Below are 20281 nucleotides of genomic sequence, written 5' to 3' on the forward strand. Positions count from 1 at the left end.
GCCCCTCCACCGCTCCGTGGACATCGCGCTCGCCCGAGCCTGTGTCCGTGCAGCGGCGAGAAGCGCACCGGCGGCAAGAATGCGGCGGATCACGTGGCGAACTCCATTTGCTACGGGGGTGGATAAGGAGCGGCACGGCGCCTGAGGGCGGCCGTGCCGGCTTTCGTCACTTGCGTCGCCGCTTCTTCCCGACGGGGTTGATGCGGCGCATCAAGGGCAGCGGATCCCCCCGAGTCGTGAGCCGCTGTCCGGGCCCTCGATGTCGGAGACCTGCCAGTAGCCGGACGAGCCGACGAGGGTCCAGACGATCGACTTCCTCTCGCCGAAATTGCGGAAATCAGCCTCGACCAGCATCTGACCGTTGGCGGCCCGCGAGGCGTTCAGCCTGAGCGTCCGCTTGATCTCGGCGATGTCGAAATCCTGCGCGTCGACGAACGGATTGACGTCGATGCAGGAGCCCCCCGGTCCGTTGTTCGCATGGATCACGTCGACGGCGGGATTGGTGAAGAAGCCCTCGTTGTCGGGGCTCAATCCCTCCATCAGCATCTCCTCGGTGTAGAACGTCGTCCGCACGTATTCCGCGGCGTCGGTGGCCTCGTCGGGCTCCGCGGTCGGGGCGGGCTGCGGGCCGCCTCCGCTGATGTCCTGCGCGCAGCTCGACAAGACGCCTTCGGGGGCCCTGCCCTCGGTGCAAAAGATGCCGCCCCAGTGGTAGCCGACGCCGATCGGCGAATCGACCTTGAACCACTTGTAATCGTTGAACCAGACGCCGGTGTCTTCGAGGATGTTGATGTCGTCGTCCGGCTGCAGGCTGCCAAGCTTGGCATAGTCCATCCCGGGGCCGGCGCGAAGGATGCCGCCGTAGGAAAGGCCCCGCTGAATTTCACGGCTTTGGCCGGCCGTCTGGCGATGCGCCGGGTTCTCGTTTCCCCGCGGTCGGGTGTTGCGGTCTTCGGCCTGCTGCTCCAGCGCCTCGCGCTCCATCTCGATCATCGTCTGGATGTCGCCGCTGCATTGTGAGCTGACCGACGCCCATAGGCTCTCGTCCTGAAAACAGCGCCCGACCGAAACCCGCCCGCACAGTTTCTCCACCAGATCCTGGCAAGCCGGGGGGAACCCCTGGGCCGCAGCCGGCCCCACCGAGCCGGCGGCGATCGCCAAGCCCGCCGCAAGAATTCGCCATGTCGGCATTTTGTCACTCCCTATCGAGGTTTCGGCGAGGATGGATCGCGCGGCCGGCTGTACTCGAAGCGGCCGAACGGGCGCTGTCGTCGGACGCGCGAGTCGAAGAAGACCTTCGACTCGCGACCAGTCAGAATCTTGAGAAGAAAGGCGGCCGGCGAGGGATTTGCGCCGATGGCGAGGCCGAGACGCGCCCCTATCGTCCGGCGATCGGCATCAGCCCGGATCGAACCACTCGGCCGAGCCAGTGGAGAGGCCGAGCGCGATCCGGCTCGTGTCATTCGGTGGTCAATCTCTTGGACGTCACGCGAACGATCGCGATGCCGCAGTAGTTGATCTCCCGGTCGTAGAAGGAACCATCGGAAAACTTCACATAGGTGCGGACGTCGCAGCGCGTGTCACCCTTGTCCTTGAAGCTCAGCGTCAGGCCGGTGCCGCGGTCCATCGGCTCGCGCAGCCAGTTGCGGCTCCACTTTCCGTTCCGCTGGATCGTGCTGATCTGCGTTACGGTCTGGCGCGAATCGTTGAAGAAATTGAAGCTCCAGTCGTCCTGGTGAAGATCGTCGGCGTGCGCTGCCCCGCTCGTAAAAACCACCGCAAGCGCGACGAAGAAGAGACGGTACATGGGTTCACGGGTCCATCGTTGAGGTCGATGTTCCGTAAGGCGAGGCGCGCCACGCATCAATGCGAGGCCACGGTGGACGGCGGGAAATGGACGCTGCGGAAACAGATCGGGACGCTCGGACGACGGGGCGAGCGTTCAGACGATCGGTCGGGGCCGCGCCGCGTCTTCATGGGACGCGATTTCAGTCGCCTCGACGTTCGAGCGGGGACGGCAAGCAGCCGCCCAAATGCCTTGGCATGGTGCGGGCCTGCCGCGTCAGCCGGGGAAGCTGCGGCCTCCCCGGCATGCCGTGACGGGCGAAATTACGCCGCCAAGACCTTCTCGATCTGGTCGACCGGGTGGTTGGTGAGATCCTTGGCCAGCTCGCCGACGATCTTCGACTGCACCTCCTTGTGGAGATGCTGGCGCATCTCGCCAAGGATCTTCGGCGGCGCAACGACGACGAGTTTCTCGAAGCGACCGCGATGCGCCATTTTATACAGCATCTCGGCAATCTCGGCGGCGAAGCGCTCCTTGCCGAGCTCGTGCCAGTCGGTGTCCTCGACGGCCGAGCGATGCGCCGTGCCACCGTCGCTCATCCGGCCAGGCACGTTGGCGCCCTGCTCCCGGCTCGGCGGATTGTCCTGTTCTTCGATGCGGCGGATCTCGAAGTTCGGCAGTTCGCCATCACCCATGTTTTCCAGAAACAGCGCCTTCTCCCCGTCGGCGACGAGGATCCAGGTCTTGTAGTCGATCGGCTTGTCCAACATGACATTGCCCTTTCAGTCTGTCTGCGGCCGGCCCCACTCGGCCGGTCTCAGTCGACAACGCTGACGAGGCGCTTGCGTTTCGCCGGAACTCGAAAGCGTCGGGCAACTCGCTCGACTTTGCCGAAAATATTAACCTTGTTCGCCAATAAACAGCGATTCATGGCGGATCGGCACCACCCGTTAAGCTCGCGCGGAGGATATTGCAGGCTCCAAACGCCCGAATGGATTCAACCATCCGAGTTCTGCAATGTCATCATCGAAATCAGCCCGCGCTTTCAGAAACGCCACCCTGCTTCTCCTCGCCGCCAGCCTATCGGGCTGCGGCTCCACGTCGTTCATGGGCCGCCGGGTCATGAGCGAGCACGAATGCATGACGCGGGTGATGTATTTCGAGTCCAACCGCTCGAGTCCCGAGGGCATGCTCGCCGTCGGCACGGTGGTGATGAATCGCGTCGAGAGCGAAAAATATCCCAACAGCGTCTGCGCCGTCGTCGGCCAGAAGAACCAGTTCGCGCCGGGCGTCCTCAGCCGAGAAATGGGCAAGGGAAGCAAACTGGCGGCGCAGATGGCCACGAAAGTGCTGAAGGGCGGCCGCCACAGCTACGTGCGCGATGCGAAGTTCTTCCACACCGCGGGCATGACCTTCCCCTATACGAACATGCATTACCTGGTGGAGGCGGGCGGCAACGTCTTTTACGAGAAGCGCAAGAACGCCCGGCGCAAGAGCGACCCCGCCTTCGTCAATCCGCCAGGCCTCGAGGCGGCCAACCGCGCAGCCCGGGTGATGCTGACCGGTTACCAGACCACGCCGACGCAAAGCGGCTACGACTCCGCTCCGGTCCAGGCCCTTCGCGCCCAGGCGCCGAAACGCCTTGCGCCCGCCCCCAGGCAACCGCAGGCGGTGCCGCTGCCGGCGACGCCGCCGGCGGGACAGGAAATCCATGCCGCTTCGGCAACGAGCGCCGGCGCCGCCATGCTCGAACCGATCAGCCTCGACGACGTCATCGCCGCCAATGGCGGTTTCTGACCGCGCCAGACCTCCATCCGAAAGACTGCCGAACGCCGCTGCGGCGCTCGGCTGCCTGAGAGCGACTTTCGATCAGGCGAAGAGCCGCACCCCCTGCCCCGCATGTTCCCGAAAACTCTCGGCGATGTGTTCGGCGAGCGCTGCGGCAACCGGGCCGGCCTCCTCCCGCGTCATCATGTCGACCCGATAGGTGCCGAGCGGCGGTAGCCCGCCGGGCCCGTCGAGCCGCACCAGGCGAGGTGAGAGGACGCTCGCCGGCAGGGCGGCGATGGCGAGATCAGCCTCCACGGCGGCGATCTGCGCCTGGCACTGCTCGCTCGAATAGGCAATGCGATAGTCGAGCCCAGCGCGGTCGAGAGCCTCCAGCGCCAGGGACCGCCAGAAGCAGCCATGCTCGGCCAGCGCCAGCGGCAGCGGATCGCGGGTCACCGCGCAGCCATTCTTCAACCCGACCCAGACGAGCATCTCGGTATGCACCTCGCGAACCGGAAGGCTCCCACCCTCCTCGCAGGTGAACAGCGCCACGTCGAGCTCTCGCGCGACGCATCGGCGCCTGAGTTCGGCGCTGGTATCGAGCCGCACTTCCACCTCGACATGGGGATGGGTCGAAGCGAAGCGTTTGAGGATTTCCGGGACGGCGAAGACACCGGAATCGTTCGGCGCGCCGAAGCGTACGCGCCCTTCCATCACCGGCCGGCGGAAGTGAGAGAGGACGTCGTCGTTGAGCTTCAACATCTTGCGGGCGAAGCCGAGCATATACTCACCGTCGCTCGTCAGTTCGACAGACCGCGTCTCGCGACGAAACAGCGGCCGGTCGAGCAGATCCTCCAGTTTCTTGACCTGCAGGCTGACCGCCGAGGGCGACCGGAACACCCGTTCGGCCGCCCGGGTGAAGTTGCCGGTCTCGCAGATCGCCACGAAAGTCCGGGCGAGATCGATATCGAGATTGGTGACGATCGGCGCCATCTGGTTCATATCGCTGGCCTTCCCTGTTTTAATGAGCCGAGCTCATCAATGATCTTAGCCATTTTCGTTCGACTCATCAATCCCGCAATGCCACTCTCCCTTCAGACACGGGACACAAAGGAGAGTGCGATGCTTCAGTGGGTTTATTCACCGCGCATAGAAGAGGCGGCTGCCGCGAACGTCCATCACGGATCCGCTGGGTGGCTTCGGTCATGGACGCGGGACCGCAGGCGCCAAAAGCTCCGCCGAGAGGCGATCGCGACGCTTCTCAGGGTCGACAACGACATACTCAGGGACGTCACCGGGCTTGAGCGGCACCAGGTGGAGGCGGCGGCTCAGCTGCCTCTGGATGTCGACGCTCTGGAGCGGCTTCGGCAATTGCAGGACGCCCAGCCACGACGCGGAGAGGTCTGACCCCCGGTTCGAGCGTGCCTGAGCGCCGCGGCGACCCGCGAAGTCAATTCGGTGGTCGCCGCGGCGTCGCGGAGAATCCGCAGCCTGCGGAACGGACCCCACAGGGCCGGACGGCCCCGCCACGGGGCGCGATGCGCATCCCTGGATGGCATCTTGACGTAACGCGATGGGGAGTAAGACACCCCGCGCTGATCGCCCGGTCGTCAATACAGTTCCAGAAAATTTACACTAATTCTCGTAAAATGTCTTTCAGATCTGCGATTTAGCGACTTCTTGTGCCATCACAGCGCCAAGTGGAAAGATGATAAGCCTCACCGAGCATAAAGCTAAACTGCCTTGAAATTTCAAATTCCCATCCAAACATCAGTACAATCATAGACTTAAAAATGATCACGGCTGAATGATTCGCAAATCATTAACTCCTTCCAGGCTTAAGTGCGTCACATATCTCTGCCCGAATGAGTAAAATTGTGCAGATGCCGACGGATACCGTGAAGCCGGTTTGATGGCCGGCACCGCGTCGCTCTTCGGCCTGCCAATCGGCGCAACCAAGAAGCACCTGACGGTGTAAGTGGAGGAAAGCATGTTCGGAATGCAGGGCAAAGCAAGCGCGAGTTCCGGTGCAATCCTGCAGGCACTCGACAGGTCGCTGGCGATTATCGAATTCAAGCCGGACGGCACGATCATCAAGGCCAACGGGAATTTCTGTTCCGCGATGGGCTACGATGTCAGCGAGATCATCGGCAAGCACCATTCGATGTTCGTCGACCCGGCGGAAATTCAGTCCGCTGCCTATAGCGAATTCTGGGCCAAGCTCGGCCGCGGCGAATACGACGCCAGGCAGTACAAGCGCCTCGGCAAGGGCGGCAAGGAGATCTGGATCGAGGCCTCCTACAATCCGGTCTTCTCCGGCAGCAAGGTCGTCAAGGTCGTCAAGGTCGCCACCGACGTGACCGCTGCCAGGCTGCGTGTCGCCGAAAACGCCGGCAGGCTCGAGGCGATTTCCAGGGCCCAGGCAGTCATCGAGTTCCAAACCGACGGCACGATCCTCACGGCCAACGAGAATTTCTGCAACGCACTCGGCTACGGCCTCGACGAGATCCAGGGGCGGAATCATTCGATGTTCGTCGAGCCGGCCTATGCCAGCAGCGCCGACTATCGCGAATTTTGGGCCAAGCTCGGTCGCGGCGAGTTCGTCTCCGGCGAATTCAAGCGGATCGGCAAGGGCGGCAAGGAGGTCTACATCCAGGCCTCCTACAATCCGATCTTCGACATGAACGGCAAGGTCATGAAGGTGGTGAAGCTCGCCAGCGACGTCACCGGCCGCGTCACGGCCGTCAACACGATCGCAACCGGTCTTGGCCGCCTCGCCGAGGGGGACGTCTCCCAGGAAATCGCCGAGCCGTTCATCCCGACGCTCGAAAGGCTGCGCACTGATTTCAACGCGTCGGTTGCGGTGTTGCGCCAGACTCTGAGCGCTGTCGGCGAGACCGCCTCGACGATCTCCTACGCAACCGAGGAGATTCGGGTTGCCTCGGACGACCTCGCCCGCCGCACCGAGCAGCAGGCCGCATCGGTCGAACAGACCTCGGCCGCGCTCGGCGAACTGACCGACACCGTCCGCGCTTCCGCCGCCAGAGCCGAAGAGGCCGGAACGCTCGTCGCCCGGACCAAGGCCGGTGCCGAGAGCTCCGGCGAGGTCGTGCAACGCGCCGTCGCGGCCATGGGCCAGATCGAAGCCTCGTCCACCCAGATCTCGCAGATCATCGGCGTGATCGACGAGATCGCCTTTCAGACCAATCTCCTCGCTCTCAACGCCGGCGTCGAAGCCGCGCGGGCCGGCGAGGCAGGCAAGGGCTTTGCGGTCGTTGCCCAAGAGGTCCGGGCCCTCGCCCAGCGTTCGGCGGAAGCAGCCAAGGAGATCAAGGGTCTGATCCAGAAGTCGACGTCGCAGGTCGAAGAGGGCGTCTCCCTCGTCGGAGAGACCGGCAAGGCGCTGCAGATGATCGTCACCGAGGTCAAGACGATCGACGAAAACGTCCGCGCCATCGTCGCGGCCGCTCGCAACCAGTCGATCGGACTTGCCGAGATCAACAAGGCGGTCGGCTCGATCGACGAGGGCACCCAGCAGAACGCCACCATGGTCGAGGAAGCGACCGCCGCCTGCCACAATCTGGCAGCACAAACGGTTGAGCTCGACAACCTGATCGCCAGGTTTTCCATCGCCCGTTCATCGCGGCAGGCGCCTGTCGTGGCGACGCGCCACAAGCCAGCGAATTCGCCCGCTCGTAAACTCCAAAGCAACCTCAATCGTGCATTCTCCACCAACGGCAACGCTGCACGCAAGCAGGACAATTGGGAAAACTTCTGATGCTGGCTCAGACTCTCGACACGATCCAAACAGATCTCGGCGACTCCGCCATCGAGATCATCGCCTTCGAAATCGGCGGCCAGCAGTTCTGCGTGCGCACGACGGCCGTCCGCGAGATCCGGGGTTGGAGCAAATCCACCCCGCTGCCGGGATCGCCCCACGAGATCATGGGCATGATGAACCTGCGCGGCTCGATCATCCCCATCGTCAACATGGCCTCCAAGCTGGGCATGGCACCCTCTGAGCCGGATGCCCGCAGCGCCGTCATCGTCGCCGAGGTCCAGAACGCGGTGGTCGGTCTGCTCGTCGACCGGGTCGCCGACATCCTGACGGTCGAGTCGAAGACCGTTCAGCCGACGCCGGAAATGCGCGGCAGCTTCACCGGGGGCTACGTTACCGGAGTGCTGGCAACCGGCCAGGGCATGATCTGCTTCCTCGATCTCGGCAAGATGTTCGTCGGCTTCTCCCTGGAGGAGGAAGCCGCCTGACGAAAAGGGCCTTCGATCAGACGACCATGCGGGCACTCCACCGGAAAGGCGGAGCGCCCGCTTTTGGTTTGCGCCCGCCCTGCGCCTGGCGAATCGAGCACGTCATAACCACTGGCAGCTGACGCATCGTGCCGCCGACTGGCTCCCGTCATGTCGGCGGGCCTGTCTTGCGGCAAGGGCCGAGGGCGTTGCCGCCCGACCGATCGGCCTGGTTCTCGCAGCCAGTCGATTCCACGGCACCCATCCCGTGAACGCGCCACCGCCGGACGCAACGGCGGTGGCGGTTCGCCGAAGAACGCCCACTCTGGCACTGCGACAACAACGACCGCTTTTTCGGATCGGGTCATCTTGTCGAATCCAGCGGCAGCGACAGCTTTGGCCGATCTCGTCTCTCACGGTTGTCCATGGCCGAGTTCCTCGCCCAGCATTCCGCCCTCGTCGGGCTGGCCATCATTCTTCTCGTCTTCGTCGCCTTCGCCCTCGAGCGTTATCCGCCCGAGGTCGTCGCCTGCGGCGGCGCCGTCGCCTTCCTTCTGTGCGGCTATCTGGAGACCGACGAGATCACCTCGGTCTTCTCCAATCCCGCCCCGATCACGATCGCGGCGATGTTCATCCTGTCGGGTACGCTGATCCGAACCGGCGTCCTCGACGCGGCGGCCGGCTGGCTGCTGACGCGGGTCGCCGACCGCCCGGCGACGGCGCTCCTCGTCACGGCGACCGGCGTCATCTTCGCCTCGGCCTTCATCAACAACACGCCCGTCGTCATCGTCCTCATTCCGATCGCCGCCGAGATCGCCCGTACGCTGAAGATCGCCGAGACCAAGCTGCTGATGCCGCTGTCCTTCATCACGATCCTCGGCGGGACCTGCTCGATGATCGGCACGTCGACCAACCTCCTCGTCGACGGCGTCGCACGCGCCCAGGGACTCGAGCCGTTCTCGATCTTCGAGATCGCTCCGGTGGGCATGGTGACTGCGGTGGTCGGGCTCGCTTATCTCGGCCTCGTCGGCTGGCGGCTGCTTCCGTCGCGAGACGGCGTGGGGGCAGCGCTCGCGGAAAACGGCAGGGACGGCTATTTCACCGAAGTCGTCGTCCGCGATGGGGCGAATGCCATCGGCAAGCCGTTGGGAGAGGTTGGGGCATTGTCGTCCCGCGGCATTCGGACAGTTGCCGTTCGCCGGGGCACCGAAACCCTGCGCCGTGACCTCGCCGACATCGTCCTGCAGAAGGCCGACCGCATCGTGATGTTCGCGACGCCCGAGGAAATCCTGACGCTGCGCGCCAGCGACGGGTTTCGGATCGCCCGCAGCCAGCCCCAGCGCCCCAACGAGGAGCGTGTCGTCGTCGAGGCGACCGTCGCGCCGCATCGCCGCGGCATCGGCCGCGGGGCGCTGGAACTGACGGGGCTTTCGGGCACCGGAACCTCGGTCCTCGGCGTCATGCGCCATCGTCACGTGCCGGGCCCCAGCTTGCAGGAGATCCGGCTGCGGCCTGCCGACAGGTTGCTGCTCGAAGGGCCGCCGGAGGCTATCGCCCGGATTTCCGACGAGAACGACCTCGTCGGCGTGAACGTCTCACGCGCCCGGCGTTTCCGCCGGGAAAAAGCGCCTCTGGCAATTGCCGCCCTCGCCGCGGTGATTCTGGTCTCCGCCTTCGGCCTCGCCAATATCCAGACGGCCGCCTTCGTCGCCATCGCGGCGATCCTCTTGCTCAGGGTCATCGACGCAGACGAAGCATGGCGGACGATCCGCGGCGATCTCCTGATCCTGATTTTCGCCATGCTGGCGATCGGCACCGGAATGGAGAAGGCCGGCACCGCGCAGATGATCGTCGACGCCGTGACGCCGCTGATCGAGCACGCCCCGCACCTCGTCGTGCTGCTGGTGATCTACGCGCTCTCCTCGCTGCTGACGGAGATCGTCACCAACAATGCCGTCGCGGTAATCGTCACGCCCATCGCGGTTGCCCTCGCTGCGAAGCTCGGCGTCGATCCCCGCAGCCTGGTCGTCGCCGTCATGTTCGGTGCGTCTGCCTCCTTCGCGACGCCGATCGGCTACCAGACGAACACGCTGGTCTATGCGGCGGGCAATTACCGCTTCACCGACTTCGTCAAGGTCGGCCTGCCGATGAACATCATCGTCGGCATCGCCACGACCATCGCGATCTATTTCTACTATCCGGCCTGATCAGCCGTCCGCGCGGGCATCGACCAAGCAGTCCCGCGCCAAGCGCGCTGCGTCGCACGCTTCAGCGCCGCCCCCGCCCCCGCCCGGCACGGCTGAGCCGGATCGCAGACTGCGCCGCGGCGAGCCGGGCGATGGGCACGCGGTAGGGCGAGCAGGACACGTAGTCGAGGCCGGTTTCCTCGAAGAAGGCGATGGAGGCCGGATCGCCCCCCTGCTCGCCGCAGACGCCGAGCGAGATGTCCGGCTTGGTGCGGCGCGCCTTCTCGCAGGCGAGCGCGATCATCTCGCCGACGCCCTCGACGTCGATGGTCTGGAACGGGTCGCGGTCGAGAATGCCCTGGCGCACGTAAGTCGAGAGGAAATTCGCCGCGTCGTCGCGGGAGATGCCGTAGACGGTCTGGGTCAGATCGTTGGTGCCAAAGGAGAAGAACTCCGCCGCCTCGGCGATCGAATCGGCCCGGATGATCGCCCGCGGCAGTTCGATCATCGTGCCGACGAGATAGTCGATCCGCCGGCCGCGCTCTTCCATGACCTTGGCGGCGACGGCGTCGATCCGGCTTTTCAGGAAATCGAGTTCGCGGCGCAGGCTGACCAGCGGGATCATGATCTCCGGCACGACCGCAGCGCCCGCTCGCTCGCCGGCCTCGATCGCAGCCTCGAAGATCGCCCGCGCCTGCATCTCGGCGATCTCCGGGTAGGAGATGGCGAGCCGGCAGCCTCTGTGGCCGAGCATCGGGTTGAATTCCTGGAGCGCGGCGATGCGCTGGCGCACGACGGCTTCGTCGACGGCGAGCTTCTGCGCGGTCTCGACGATCTCGGTGTCGCTGTTGGGCAGGAATTCGTGCAGCGGGGGATCGAGCAGCCGGATGGTCACCGGCAGGCCGGCCATGATCTCGAAGAGTTCGATGAAGTCGGAGCGCTGGATCGGCAGCAGCTTGGCCAGGGCTCGCCGGCGCCCGGTCTCGTCGGAAGCCAAGATCATCTCCCGCATCGACTGGATCCGGTCGCCCTCGAAGAACATGTGCTCGGTCCGGCAGAGGCCGATGCCCTCGGCGCCGAAGCTGCGCGCGGCGCGCGCCTCGTGGGGCGTCTCGGCATTGGTCCGCACCCCCATCCGGCGCGCCCCGTCGGCAAATTCCATCAGCGTCGCGAAGTCGCCGGAAAGGCTCGGCCGGATGAGCCGCACCTCGCCCTCGATGACCTCCCCGGAGGAGCCGTCGATGGTGATCCGGTCGCCCTCCTTCAACACCCTGTCGCCGGCATGGAGAGTTCCGCTCGCGGCATTGATCCGCAGCGAACCGGCGCCGGTGACGCAGGGCTTGCCGATGCCGCGCGCGACGACGGCGGCGTGGCTGGTGGTGCCGCCACGAATGGTCAGCACCCCTTCCGCGACATGCATGCCGTGGATGTCCTCGGGATGGGTCTCGTTGCGCACCAGGATCACCGGCCGTTCATCGGCCGCCATGGCCTGGGCACGCTCGGAGGTGAAGGCGATCTCGCCGCAGGCGGCGCCGGGCGAGGCGCCCATCCCCCTGGCGAGTACCGTCAGGCCGGCGTCCCGGTCGATGGTCGGGTGGAGCAGGAGATCGAGCGAGGCGGGGTCGATCCTGAGGATCGCTTCCTGCTGCTCGATGATGCCGTCGCTGACCAACTCGACGGCGACACGAACGGCTTCGCCGGCGCTGCGCCGCGCCGGCCGGTACTGCATCAGGAACAGCGAACCGTCACCGACCATGAATTCGACTTCCACCGCGTCGCCAGCATGCGCCTCGATCCGGCGGACATGCCCGGCAAGCTCGGTGAAGACGGGCGAAAAGGACGGTGCGCCCTGTTCGACGAAGCTCGCCAGATCGATCGGCTCCGGCGGCTCGTCGAAGGCCTCGATCCGCCCGCCGATGGAGAACTCGCCGGCCAGTTGCGGCGCCCCCGTGGAGAGGTCGCGGGACACCGCCCGGCCCCGGCCGGATTTCTGGTTGCGCTCGTTGAAGATCATCGCATGGACGGTGATCGCCAGGCCGGCATTCTCCGGGACGGCATGGAGCATGCGGTGGTTCGCCGCCGGCAGGCTGCGCCAGCTGGCGAAACTCGCCTGCACGACCTCGACCAGCTGCTGCAGCGGCGTCTGCGGCACGACGGCGTCGAGCTCCCGCTCCAGAAAATCATGGTAGCGCGCGATCAGCATCCGCCATTCGGAGACGTTGCGGGGCTCGACCGTCCAGCCGACGCGGTCTTTCTCCCGGTCGGAAAGATCCTCGAACTCGGCGAGGTCGGCGTCGAAGACCAGCGCCGCATAGCTTTCGATGAAGCGCCGGTAGCTGCGATAGGCGAAATCGCTGTCCGACAGTTCGGCGGCGACGACGTCGACCGTCCGGTCGGTCAGGCCGACGTCGAGGACGCTCTCGGCAAGGCCCGGCATCTGGGTGCCGGCGCTAGTGCGCACGGCCAGAAGCAGCGGCCGCCGATCGCCGCCGAAGCGCCGCCCGGTGACGCCTTCGAGCCATTCGACAGCGGATCTGAGATCGGCTTTCAGCGCTTGAGGCAGATCGCCGCCCGCGCCCTTGGTCTCACGCCACGCATGGGTCGCGATGGTGAAGCCGGGCGGCACGGGAGCGTCGAGCGACGCGAGCACAGCCAGATTCGCCCCCTTCAGCCCAAGCGCCGCCACGGCGTCGGCGGTCCGCTCGGCATCGCCCTGCCTGAAGGTGTAAATCCGCTTTGGCATCCCCTGCCGTACCGTTTCAACGAGCGTCGTTCGGGCCGCAGCGCAGCCGTCCCGACGGTCGGGTGTGGCGGAATGGAAGTCCGCTTCAACTTCGGCGGAAGGCACCGACCCGAACCTCAAACCGAAACCCACGTCGGATCAGATGTTTGACGAGGGATTTTCGATTCCGACGTTCGCGGGACGGCGCTCCCACCCGTGCCGAACTTCGGAACCGAGACACTAGTGCATAATCCCGCCGGCGCCAATTGCTGCGTTGCAAAAACGTTCTTCTGTCCGAGGAGGCAGCCGCTTCGGGGATTTGGGGGAGCGCTTGCACGAAAAGGGCCGGAGCGCGCCGCTCCGGCCCTTCGTCTCAGCAGGTTCGTGAATGGCCGGGATTGCCGACCTGTCCTCTCACATATGCGCGTCGATGACCGCGCCCATCTGGGCTGCGCTGAGCGCCCCGGAATACTTGTCGCCATTGACGAAGAAGGTCGGCGTGGCGTTGACGCCGAATTCCTTTTCGCCCGCCTGCTGCACGTCAACGACCTTCTTCTGAAGCTCCTTGTCGTTCAGGCAGGCTTTGAACTGCTCCTCGCTCATTCCGGCGAGCCGCGAGATCTTCAGGAGTTCGGCCGAGGCTTGGTTGGAGAACGCCCATTGCGGCTGCTGATCGAACAGCACGTCGACCATCGCGGTGCGCTTGGCGTCGTCGCCGGCGCAGCGGGCCAGCATGAAGGCGGCCAAGGCGCGCGGATCGAAGGGGAACTCGCGGATGATCAGCTTCGCCTTGCCGGTGTCGATGTAATCCTTCTTGATCTGCGGATAGGAGCTTTCGTGGAACTCCCGGCAGTGGGAGCAGGTCATCGAGGCGTATTCGACGATCGTCACCGGAGCGTTCGCATCGCCGATGACGACGTCGGGAAGCGCCTGCTCGGCCATCAACTTCTCGACATCGACTTTCCCCGAGGCCTCCGGCGCCGTCACGTCGCCGTTGGCTGCCGCGTCCGTTTCACTCGAAGACGAAGCCTGAGCGAGAAGCATCGGCCGCTCCGCCGTCACGCCGTCGGCCGCGGCGGACGACACGACGAGAGGCGAGACACCGAGCGCGAATAGGCTCGCCAAAGCGAGCGACGCGGCAAAGGCCCGGCGCCGCATCGAGCGAGGGGCGGCGTGGGGTTTCGCGAACTGAACTTGCATGGACGAACTTTCTCCTTTGCCGTTGCCGGCGACCCATGGCGGTTTAAGGAACATCGTGGCGATTTTAAAGGCTGGGTTATGGCCGGTGCCCCCGAGTGACGGCCTTGTGTTCGCAAGCGAGCTGTCCTCTGGAGGGCACCGGGCGGTCATTTTGCCGGCAGCCGCCCAAGCGTCGCCTCGGCATAGGCCGCCAGCGCCGACTTCAGTTTCGGATCATCGATCCTCGCGACCATGTCGGCGATCCTGGCCTTCTCGTCGACGCCGAGCGAGCGGGTGCGGGGGCGAAGGTCTTTCTTCGGCTGCGCCACCGGCTTCTGCACCAGGCGGATTTTTGCCACGGCATGAAAGCCGAAGAAGCCATTGACGCGGGAAAGGATCTCGCCCGTCTGGTGCTGCAGGCGCAGCGCCGCCTTGGGCTCGGCCGCAACGACGAGGGTGGCCGGCTCGAAGGGATCGCCGTCGGAACGATCCTTCGGCCATTGCAGCTTTTCCGGGCGGGTGGTCTCGGCAAGCCTCGACCCGACGATGCCGGACCAGGCCGCGACGAGGCCCGTGCTCATGCCGGCCTTGCGCCTGAGGATAGGGTCCATCAGCTCGCCCGACAATTCGGCGAGCGGCCGCGCCCCCCGCCGCGAACGCGGCGCAGCAGCCCGGCGCCCCTCGTATTCGTCGCCACCCGTCATGCCGTCGGCATTTCCTCTGCGGTTCGTCGGAGGCATAGCGCGGGTCGTGCGCTTGCCGCAAGCCGACGCTCAAATGATCGCGCCTCCCTCTGCGTCCGGGCCGGCCGTTGGCAGTTGCCAATGGGTTCGGCCCGTGCGACCAGACCCCGCTGCCGGACCGTCGCCAGAGACGCTCGGCGCTTCCGTCCATCGCCATCGCCGAGTTCGCTTTCCAGCATGCCGACCATCGATCCGACGGCGTTTTCGGCCGCGCTCCTCGCCTGGTACGACATCCACCACCGCGACCTGCCGTGGCGGATCTCGCCACGCCAGCGTGCCGCCGGCGCCCGTCCCGATCCCTACCGCGTCTGGCTGTCGGAGATCATGCTGCAGCAGACGACCGTGGCGGCCGTGAAGGCCTACTACACGAAATTCCTGGCGCGATGGCCCAGCGTTTCCGATCTGGCCGCGGCGCCGGAAGGCGCCGTTCTCGCCGAATGGGCGGGGCTCGGCTACTACGCCCGCGCCCGCAACCTCCACGCTTGCGCCAAGGCCGTCGAGGCCGAGTACGGAGGCCGCTTTCCCGAGACGGCCGCGACCCTGAAGGCTCTCCCCGGCATCGGCGACTACACCTCCGCCGCCATCGCCACCATCGCCTTCGACGAACCGGCGGCGGTCGTCGATGGCAACATCGAGCGGGTGGTGACGCGGCTCCATGCGATCGAAACGCCCCTGCCCCGCGCCAAGCCTCTGATCAAGGCTGAAATCGCGGCGCTGACGCCGAAAGAGCGGCCCGGGGATTTTGCCCAGGCGATGATGGATCTCGGCGCGACGATCTGTACGCCGACCCGACCGGCCTGCGCCATCTGCCCCGTCCGCCCCTTCTGCACGGCGACGCGGACGGCCGAGGCCGAGCGCTATCCGGTGAAGGCGAAGAAGGCTGCGGTGCCGGAACGCCGCGGTGCCGCCTTCGTCGCGCGGCGCCCCGACGGCGCGGTGTTTCTGCGCAAACGCCCCGGCACCGGCATGCTCGGCGGCATGAGCGAGCCGCCGACCACCAACTGGTCTGCCCGCGCCGACGGCGCACTCGGCGCAAGCGCCGCACCCTTCCCCAGCGACTGGCGGCGGGTGGGCGAGATCGAGCACGGCTTCACCCATTTTCGGCTGACGCTCGAAGTCTGGTCGGCCGCGGTGGGGGACGAACTTGCCATCGAAGGCTGGTGGTCGAAGCCGCAGGACATCGCCGCCGAAGCGCTGCCCACCGTCATGCGCAAGGTGCTGAAGGCGGCCGAGATCGGATCGAGCGAGGCGGAGCGGCCATCCGCAGTCCCGCAACGAAGAGGGAGAAGGCTCCATGGCGCAGAATAGACCCCGGCACGTCGTCTTCGACATCGGCCGCGTCCTCATCCATTACGACCCGCATCTGGCGTATCGGGAGATCATTCCGGACGACGACGAGCGGCACTTCTTCCTCAGCGAGGTGTGTTCCCACGAATGGAACCTCGAACAGGACCGCGGACGACCCTGGCCGGACGCCGAGGCGGAGGCGATCGCCCGGCATCCGGATCGCGTCGAGCAGATCCGGGCGTTCCGCAAACGCTGGCACCAGATGGTGCCGCACGCCTATGACGGCAGCGTCGCCGTCATGCTCGGCCTGATCGAAGCAGGCATCGACGTGACGATGCTGACCAATTTCGCTGCGGACACCTTCGAAGAGGCAACCGAGCGCTTCGCCTTTCTGAAACGGCCCCGCGGCGTCACGGTTTCCGGGGTGATCAGGCAGATCAAGCCGGACCGGGCGATCTACGACATTCACGTCGAGAGCTTCAGCCTCGACCCGGCGAAGACACTGTTCATCGACGATGCGGAAAAGAACGTCGAAGGCGCGCGCGCCGCCGGCTGGCAGGCGGTTCATTTCGTCTCGGCAGAAAAGCTCGCGAAAGATCTGGCCGAGCGCGGCCTGCCGGTTCCCCTCGCCTGAGCGGATGGCGGAGCGGGCAGGCGCGCCGGTGGCTTGCCCCCAGCGCCCGGCGTCACCGCGCGATGACGCGAAGCGGGATCCCTGCGTCCAGCTGCATGCCGCTCGCCGGCCACCGGATGGAAAGATCCCCCTCCAGCTGTGTCTCGATGCAAAGCTTGACGAGTTTGCAGCCGAAGCCGTGCCGGTCCGGCGCGCTGGCCATTTCGGGCCCGCCCGTCTCCGTCCATCGAAAGTCGACGACGTCGCCCTCGATCGTCCATTCGATCGCCAGGCTGCCGCCGGCGCGGGAGAGAGAGCCGTATTTGTTGGCGTTGGTGGTGAGCTCGTGGATGAACAGCGCCACATGCGTCGTCGAGTTGACGCCGAGGCGCAGGTCCGGCCCGCCGATCGTCAGGTGCCCCGCGCCCTGCCTGCGATAGGGCTCGACGAGAATCTTGACGAGGTCGCCCAGAAAGATCTCCTGATAGTCGCTCTCGAGATCGGGCGAAAGCGCCGGGCGGATCAGGTCGTGGGCGCGAGCGAGTGCGATCAGGCGCCCCTGAAGCGCCTCCGCCATCTCCCCCGGATCGGAGGCTCCACGCGCCGCCATGGAGATCATGCCGCGGACGATCGCAAAGAGGTTCTTGATCCGGTGGTGCAGCTCGCGCACCAGCAGCTGGCGCGACTCCTGCGCCCGCTGGCGGGCCGAGACGTCGCGGAAGAACAGTGTCACTTTGTCGCCGCTCGGCACGGCCCGTGCTTCCAGCCAGCGGCCGAGGCCTGAGCACAGCGCCGTCGCCTCCGCGGTCTGGCCGGTTGCAAAGGCCCTGTCGACCATCGCCTCGAAGACATCGCCGCAAGTCGTCGGAAACACCTCCCAGAGGGTCCTGCCATCCAGCTCTCCGGCGGTACCGAGGATCGTCCTCGCCCCGCGATTGGCATAGCCGACCGCAAGCTGCCGATCGATCGTGACGATGCCGTCGGCAGTGGATTCCAGGACCAGCGCCAGGCGAGCGCGGTCCGCGTCCGCCTTCTCCTGCAGGGCACGCCGATCATCGACCTCGATCCTCAACCGGATTTCGCTCTCGACGCCCTTGGCGATCGTCTGCAGCGTCTCCACGTCGTCGCCCGTCCATGCCCGCGATTGCGAGTCGATGGCACAGAAGGAGCCGAGAACGTAGCCATCCGCCGTGACGATCGGCACGCCGAGATAGGCGACCACGTCAAGATCGCGGATGGCGAGGTTTTCAGACACCAGAGGATGTTTTCTCGCATCCTCGATCATCAGCACGTCGCCGCTCTCGACGACGTGCTTGCAGAAGGAATGGGTAAGCGGCGTCTCCCGCGCCTCGGAATGCGGCTCAGGCAACCCATGCTGCGCCTTGAAGAATTGCCGATCCCGATCGACGAGCGAGAGAAGCGCAACGCGGGTGCCGAGAAGCTTCGTCGCCAGCCTCACCCCGCGGTCGAAGACGTCTTCCGCCTCCGTGTCGAGAAGGCCGGAGCGAGCCAGTCGGTCCAACCTGTCGCCTTCACCGATCCGGCCGCCGTCGTTGTGTCCGGCTTCGGCAAACGGGGACATGTCCTGCATCGACGCGAATTCTCCGTTTCTGGCGATCGCCGCCGAGCGTTCCGCTTTCGGTTTCGGCAATGGCATGTGCGCGGTGCGACACCTGCCGCAAAAGAGTATGCCTTGCGGATCAATGCTGCCTTACCCTATGAGGAGGCATCATTCTCGGTGGCCAAGGTCGGCGGGACTTAGGCCCGATCGGGGCAAGGACAACGCCGGAATCGACCGGCGAGAAGGGGCAATCGACCGCAGCCGATGACTTCAGACGCGTCCGACACCAGCGAACCCGCCCTCACCCGCTTCGAAAGTGGATTGCCGGAGCTCGATCAAATTCTCGGTGGCGGTCTCGTCACCGGCGGCTCCTACATCATCCAGGGCTCGCCCGGCACCGGCAAGACGATCCTCGCCAACCAGATCTGCTTCGCCCGGGCGGCGAAGGGCCAGAAGTCGCTCTACATGACGCTTCTGTCCGAGAGCTTCTCGCAGATGTTCGCATTCCTGCAGTCGCTCGACTTCTTCGAAATGGCGAAGGTTCCTGAATACATCTACTACACCAGTGCCTATGCCACTCTGCGGCAGGACGGTCTCGACGCTCTCCTGCACCTGATCGTGCAGGAGATCAGGAAACGCCGGCCGAGCGTGCTGGTCTTCGAAGGGATCTTCGCCATTGGCGAACTCTCCGGCCCGAGCGGCGGCGAGACCGAGCTTCGGCGCTTCCTCAATGAGCTGGCAGCGCTCGCGGCCCAGCATCGCATGACGATCGTGCTCGTGACCAATTCCGATCGCAGCCCGTCCTCGCCGGAATATGCGGTTGCGGACGGCTGGATCGAACTCGTCGACGACGCGGCGTCCCATCATCCTAGCCGCCATCTCGTCGTCCACAAGCAGCGCGGCGGTCCGATCCTTCGAGGCCGCCACCAGTATCGGATCAGCGATGCCGGTCTCGAGGTCTATCCCCGGCTGGAAAGCCTGCCGCGCCCGCGGGACCTGCAGGAGGCTTCCACGCGGCGCCTCGGCAGCGGCATTCCCGGGCTCGACCGGATGACCGGCGGCGGCATCCCGGAGCATTCCGCCACCGCGGTGATGGGGCCGGCCGGAAGCGGCAAGACCACGGTCGGGCTGCATTTCCTCGCCGATTCGACGCCGGAAGCGCTGGGCCTGTTCTTCGGTTTCTACGAGAAGCCGGAACGGCTGCTGCGAAAGGCGGCCGGGATCGGCATCGATCTCGAAGGCCTGATCGCTCACGGAGCGGCAAAGATCGTCCGCTTCCCGCCGGACGAGACGCTGATCGACGAGATCGGCCGCACGGCGATCCGCGAAGTCGAGGCCAGCGGCGCGAAACGGGTGGTTTTCGACGGCCTCATCGCGGCCTGCCGGCCCCTCGCCGACGACACGCGCCTTCGCGCCTTCCTGCGGGCCCTCAACGACCGCCTGCTGGCCCTCGGCGCGACAGTCGTCTACACCTACGAGGTGCCGCAGCTGTTCTTCCCGGAGGTTCTCGGCTCCGGCCAGTTCTCGGGGCTCGTCGACAACACGCTGCTGCTGCACTATTCGCTCGAGGGACCGAGCGTCGAGCGGCGGGCGACGCTCCTGAAGGTCAGAGACAGCGATTTCGACCATCGGGCCTGCGCCTACCGGATCACCCGGAACGGTCTCGTCCTGGAGCCGCTTGAGGCCCACGACATTCGACCAACGACGGATGCTGCGCCCGCCGGGCCAGTCGGCACCGGAAGGACCGGATAATGGCGCGCATTCTCGTCGTTGAGGACGAGGCGATGCTGTTGATGCTCGCTTCCATCGCCCTCGAAGATCACGGCTACGAGGTTCTCTCGGCAGCCAACGGCCGCAAGGGCCTCGAGCTTGCCCGCAGCGAGCATTTCGACGCCATCGTGACCGATTTCATGATGCCCGAGATGGACGGGATCGCCATGCTGTCGGCGCTGCGCGAGGAAGGGCACAAGGTGCCGGCGATCGTCACAACCGCCATTCCGCGCAATCAGTTGCCCCGCAACGGGGAAGGCCTCTTCGATCTCTACATGGCCAAGCCCTACAACGAGGATCTTCTGGCCGATTCGATCCGCAAGATGCTGGGTCTCGCGGCGCCTGACGAGCCCCCGAGCACGCCGGCCCTCTGACGGCTCGCGGCTTCATCGCGCCCCCTGACGACATTTCCTCCAAAC

The 20281-nt window shown here is 65.6% G+C and carries 16 protein-coding genes; 8 read left to right on the forward strand and 8 right to left on the reverse strand.

Annotated features, from left to right (window positions below; genetic code table 11):
- Nucleotides 1–210: 210 nt before the first annotated feature.
- The 3 genes from GTK09_RS03475 to GTK09_RS03485 form a co-directional block, all read right to left on the reverse strand.
- Nucleotides 211–1191 (reverse strand): SH3 domain-containing protein, encoded by a 981-nt coding sequence (locus GTK09_RS03475; RefSeq protein ID WP_163461109.1) that lies wholly within the window; start codon nucleotides 1189–1191, stop codon nucleotides 211–213.
- Between the two features lie 268 nt (nucleotides 1192–1459).
- A complete protein-coding gene (locus GTK09_RS03480) occupies nucleotides 1460–1807 on the reverse strand; it encodes a hypothetical protein (RefSeq protein ID WP_163461110.1) in 348 nt (115 codons plus the stop codon).
- 302 nt (nucleotides 1808–2109) lie between these two features.
- Nucleotides 2110–2556: a host attachment family protein gene (locus GTK09_RS03485; RefSeq protein ID WP_163461111.1), complete on the reverse strand. Its 447-nt coding sequence runs from the start codon at nucleotides 2554–2556 to the stop codon at nucleotides 2110–2112.
- A gap of 247 nt (nucleotides 2557–2803) precedes the next feature.
- Here GTK09_RS03485 and GTK09_RS03490 point away from each other — a divergent pair, with 247 nt between their 5' ends.
- On the forward strand, nucleotides 2804–3583 hold the full coding sequence (locus tag GTK09_RS03490) for a cell wall hydrolase (protein ID WP_376767940.1): 780 nt from the start codon (nucleotides 2804–2806) through the stop codon (nucleotides 3581–3583).
- Between the two features lie 72 nt (nucleotides 3584–3655).
- On the opposite strand, the gene GTK09_RS03495 is transcribed toward GTK09_RS03490, so the two are convergent.
- The gene (locus tag GTK09_RS03495; RefSeq protein ID WP_163461112.1) at nucleotides 3656–4558 is read right to left on the reverse strand and encodes a LysR substrate-binding domain-containing protein; all 903 of its coding nucleotides are present in this window, start codon (nucleotides 4556–4558) and stop codon (nucleotides 3656–3658) included.
- A 997-nt stretch (nucleotides 4559–5555) separates the two neighbouring features.
- Here GTK09_RS03495 and GTK09_RS03500 point away from each other — a divergent pair.
- From GTK09_RS03500 to GTK09_RS03510, 3 genes are all read left to right on the forward strand, one after another.
- Nucleotides 5556–7334, forward strand: a complete 1779-nt coding sequence (locus GTK09_RS03500; protein ID WP_163461113.1) for a methyl-accepting chemotaxis protein — start codon at nucleotides 5556–5558, stop codon at nucleotides 7332–7334.
- A complete protein-coding gene (locus GTK09_RS03505; protein ID WP_163461114.1) occupies nucleotides 7334–7822 on the forward strand; it encodes a chemotaxis protein CheW in 489 nt (162 codons plus the stop codon). Before GTK09_RS03500 ends, GTK09_RS03505 begins: the two co-directional genes overlap by 1 nt.
- A gap of 404 nt (nucleotides 7823–8226) precedes the next feature.
- A complete protein-coding gene (locus GTK09_RS03510; protein ID WP_163461115.1) occupies nucleotides 8227–10008 on the forward strand; it encodes an SLC13 family permease in 1782 nt (593 codons plus the stop codon).
- 61 nt (nucleotides 10009–10069) lie between these two features.
- On the opposite strand, the gene ppdK is transcribed toward GTK09_RS03510, so the two are convergent.
- The 3 genes from ppdK to GTK09_RS03525 form a co-directional block, all read right to left on the reverse strand.
- Nucleotides 10070–12730 (reverse strand): pyruvate, phosphate dikinase, encoded by a 2661-nt coding sequence (ppdK, locus tag GTK09_RS03515; protein WP_163461116.1) that lies wholly within the window; start codon nucleotides 12728–12730, stop codon nucleotides 10070–10072.
- Between the two features lie 393 nt (nucleotides 12731–13123).
- Nucleotides 13124–13909, reverse strand: a complete 786-nt coding sequence (locus tag GTK09_RS03520) for a DsbA family protein (protein ID WP_246217682.1) — start codon at nucleotides 13907–13909, stop codon at nucleotides 13124–13126.
- A 146-nt stretch (nucleotides 13910–14055) separates the two neighbouring features.
- The gene (locus GTK09_RS03525) at nucleotides 14056–14592 is read right to left on the reverse strand and encodes a DUF721 domain-containing protein (protein WP_163461117.1); all 537 of its coding nucleotides are present in this window, start codon (nucleotides 14590–14592) and stop codon (nucleotides 14056–14058) included.
- A 216-nt stretch (nucleotides 14593–14808) separates the two neighbouring features.
- On the opposite strand from GTK09_RS03525, the gene mutY reads away from it, so the two are divergent.
- Complete coding sequence (mutY, locus tag GTK09_RS03530) at nucleotides 14809–15939, forward strand: A/G-specific adenine glycosylase (protein WP_163461118.1); 1131 nt, start codon at nucleotides 14809–14811, stop codon at nucleotides 15937–15939.
- On the forward strand, nucleotides 15926–16552 hold the full coding sequence (locus GTK09_RS03535; protein WP_163461119.1) for an HAD family hydrolase: 627 nt from the start codon (nucleotides 15926–15928) through the stop codon (nucleotides 16550–16552). The genes mutY and GTK09_RS03535 overlap by 14 nt, the downstream gene beginning before the upstream one ends.
- Nucleotides 16553–16604: 52 nt before the next feature.
- On the opposite strand, the gene GTK09_RS03540 is transcribed toward GTK09_RS03535, so the two are convergent.
- Nucleotides 16605–18122: a sensor histidine kinase gene (locus tag GTK09_RS03540; RefSeq protein WP_163461120.1), complete on the reverse strand. Its 1518-nt coding sequence runs from the start codon at nucleotides 18120–18122 to the stop codon at nucleotides 16605–16607.
- 234 nt (nucleotides 18123–18356) lie between these two features.
- Between GTK09_RS03540 and GTK09_RS03545 the strand changes: the two genes are divergently transcribed.
- Together GTK09_RS03545 and GTK09_RS03550 are read left to right on the forward strand one after the other, a co-directional pair.
- Nucleotides 18357–19844, forward strand: coding sequence for an RAD55 family ATPase (locus GTK09_RS03545; protein ID WP_163461121.1), 1488 nt, complete (start codon nucleotides 18357–18359; stop codon nucleotides 19842–19844).
- Entirely contained in the window at nucleotides 19844–20236 is a 393-nt protein-coding gene (locus tag GTK09_RS03550; RefSeq protein ID WP_163461122.1) for a response regulator transcription factor, read from the forward strand. The genes GTK09_RS03545 and GTK09_RS03550 overlap by 1 nt, the downstream gene beginning before the upstream one ends.
- The last annotated feature ends 45 nt before the right edge of the window (nucleotides 20237–20281 follow it).

Origin of the sequence: Jiella pacifica (genome assembly GCF_010500815.1) — a bacterium.
In the GTDB taxonomy this organism is placed as follows: domain Bacteria; phylum Pseudomonadota; class Alphaproteobacteria; order Rhizobiales; family Rhizobiaceae; genus Jiella; species Jiella pacifica.

Excerpts from the sequence above, each read along its gene's own strand:
- GTK09_RS03475 (WP_163461109.1), bottom strand. The coding sequence starts at position 1,191 with ATGCCGACATGGCGAATTCTTGCGGCGGGCTTGGCGATCGCCGCCGGC.
- GTK09_RS03480 (WP_163461110.1), bottom strand. The coding sequence starts at position 1,807 with ATGTACCGTCTCTTCTTCGTCGCGCTTGCGGTGGTTTTTACGAGCGGG.
- GTK09_RS03485 (WP_163461111.1), bottom strand. The coding sequence starts at position 2,556 with ATGTTGGACAAGCCGATCGACTACAAGACCTGGATCCTCGTCGCCGAC.
- GTK09_RS03490 (WP_376767940.1), top strand. The coding sequence starts at position 2,804 with ATGTCATCATCGAAATCAGCCCGCGCTTTCAGAAACGCCACCCTGCTT.
- GTK09_RS03495 (WP_163461112.1), bottom strand. The coding sequence starts at position 4,558 with ATGAACCAGATGGCGCCGATCGTCACCAATCTCGATATCGATCTCGCC.
- GTK09_RS03500 (WP_163461113.1), top strand. The coding sequence starts at position 5,556 with ATGCAGGGCAAAGCAAGCGCGAGTTCCGGTGCAATCCTGCAGGCACTC.
- GTK09_RS03505 (WP_163461114.1), top strand. The coding sequence starts at position 7,334 with ATGCTGGCTCAGACTCTCGACACGATCCAAACAGATCTCGGCGACTCC.
- GTK09_RS03510 (WP_163461115.1), top strand. The coding sequence starts at position 8,227 with ATGGCCGAGTTCCTCGCCCAGCATTCCGCCCTCGTCGGGCTGGCCATC.
- ppdK (WP_163461116.1), bottom strand. The coding sequence starts at position 12,730 with ATGCCAAAGCGGATTTACACCTTCAGGCAGGGCGATGCCGAGCGGACC.
- GTK09_RS03520 (WP_246217682.1), bottom strand. The coding sequence starts at position 13,909 with ATGCAAGTTCAGTTCGCGAAACCCCACGCCGCCCCTCGCTCGATGCGG.
- GTK09_RS03525 (WP_163461117.1), bottom strand. The coding sequence starts at position 14,592 with ATGACGGGTGGCGACGAATACGAGGGGCGCCGGGCTGCTGCGCCGCGT.
- mutY (WP_163461118.1), top strand. The coding sequence starts at position 14,809 with ATGCCGACCATCGATCCGACGGCGTTTTCGGCCGCGCTCCTCGCCTGG.
- GTK09_RS03535 (WP_163461119.1), top strand. The coding sequence starts at position 15,926 with ATGGCGCAGAATAGACCCCGGCACGTCGTCTTCGACATCGGCCGCGTC.
- GTK09_RS03540 (WP_163461120.1), bottom strand. The coding sequence starts at position 18,122 with ATGCAGGACATGTCCCCGTTTGCCGAAGCCGGACACAACGACGGCGGC.
- GTK09_RS03545 (WP_163461121.1), top strand. The coding sequence starts at position 18,357 with ATGACTTCAGACGCGTCCGACACCAGCGAACCCGCCCTCACCCGCTTC.
- GTK09_RS03550 (WP_163461122.1), top strand. The coding sequence starts at position 19,844 with ATGGCGCGCATTCTCGTCGTTGAGGACGAGGCGATGCTGTTGATGCTC.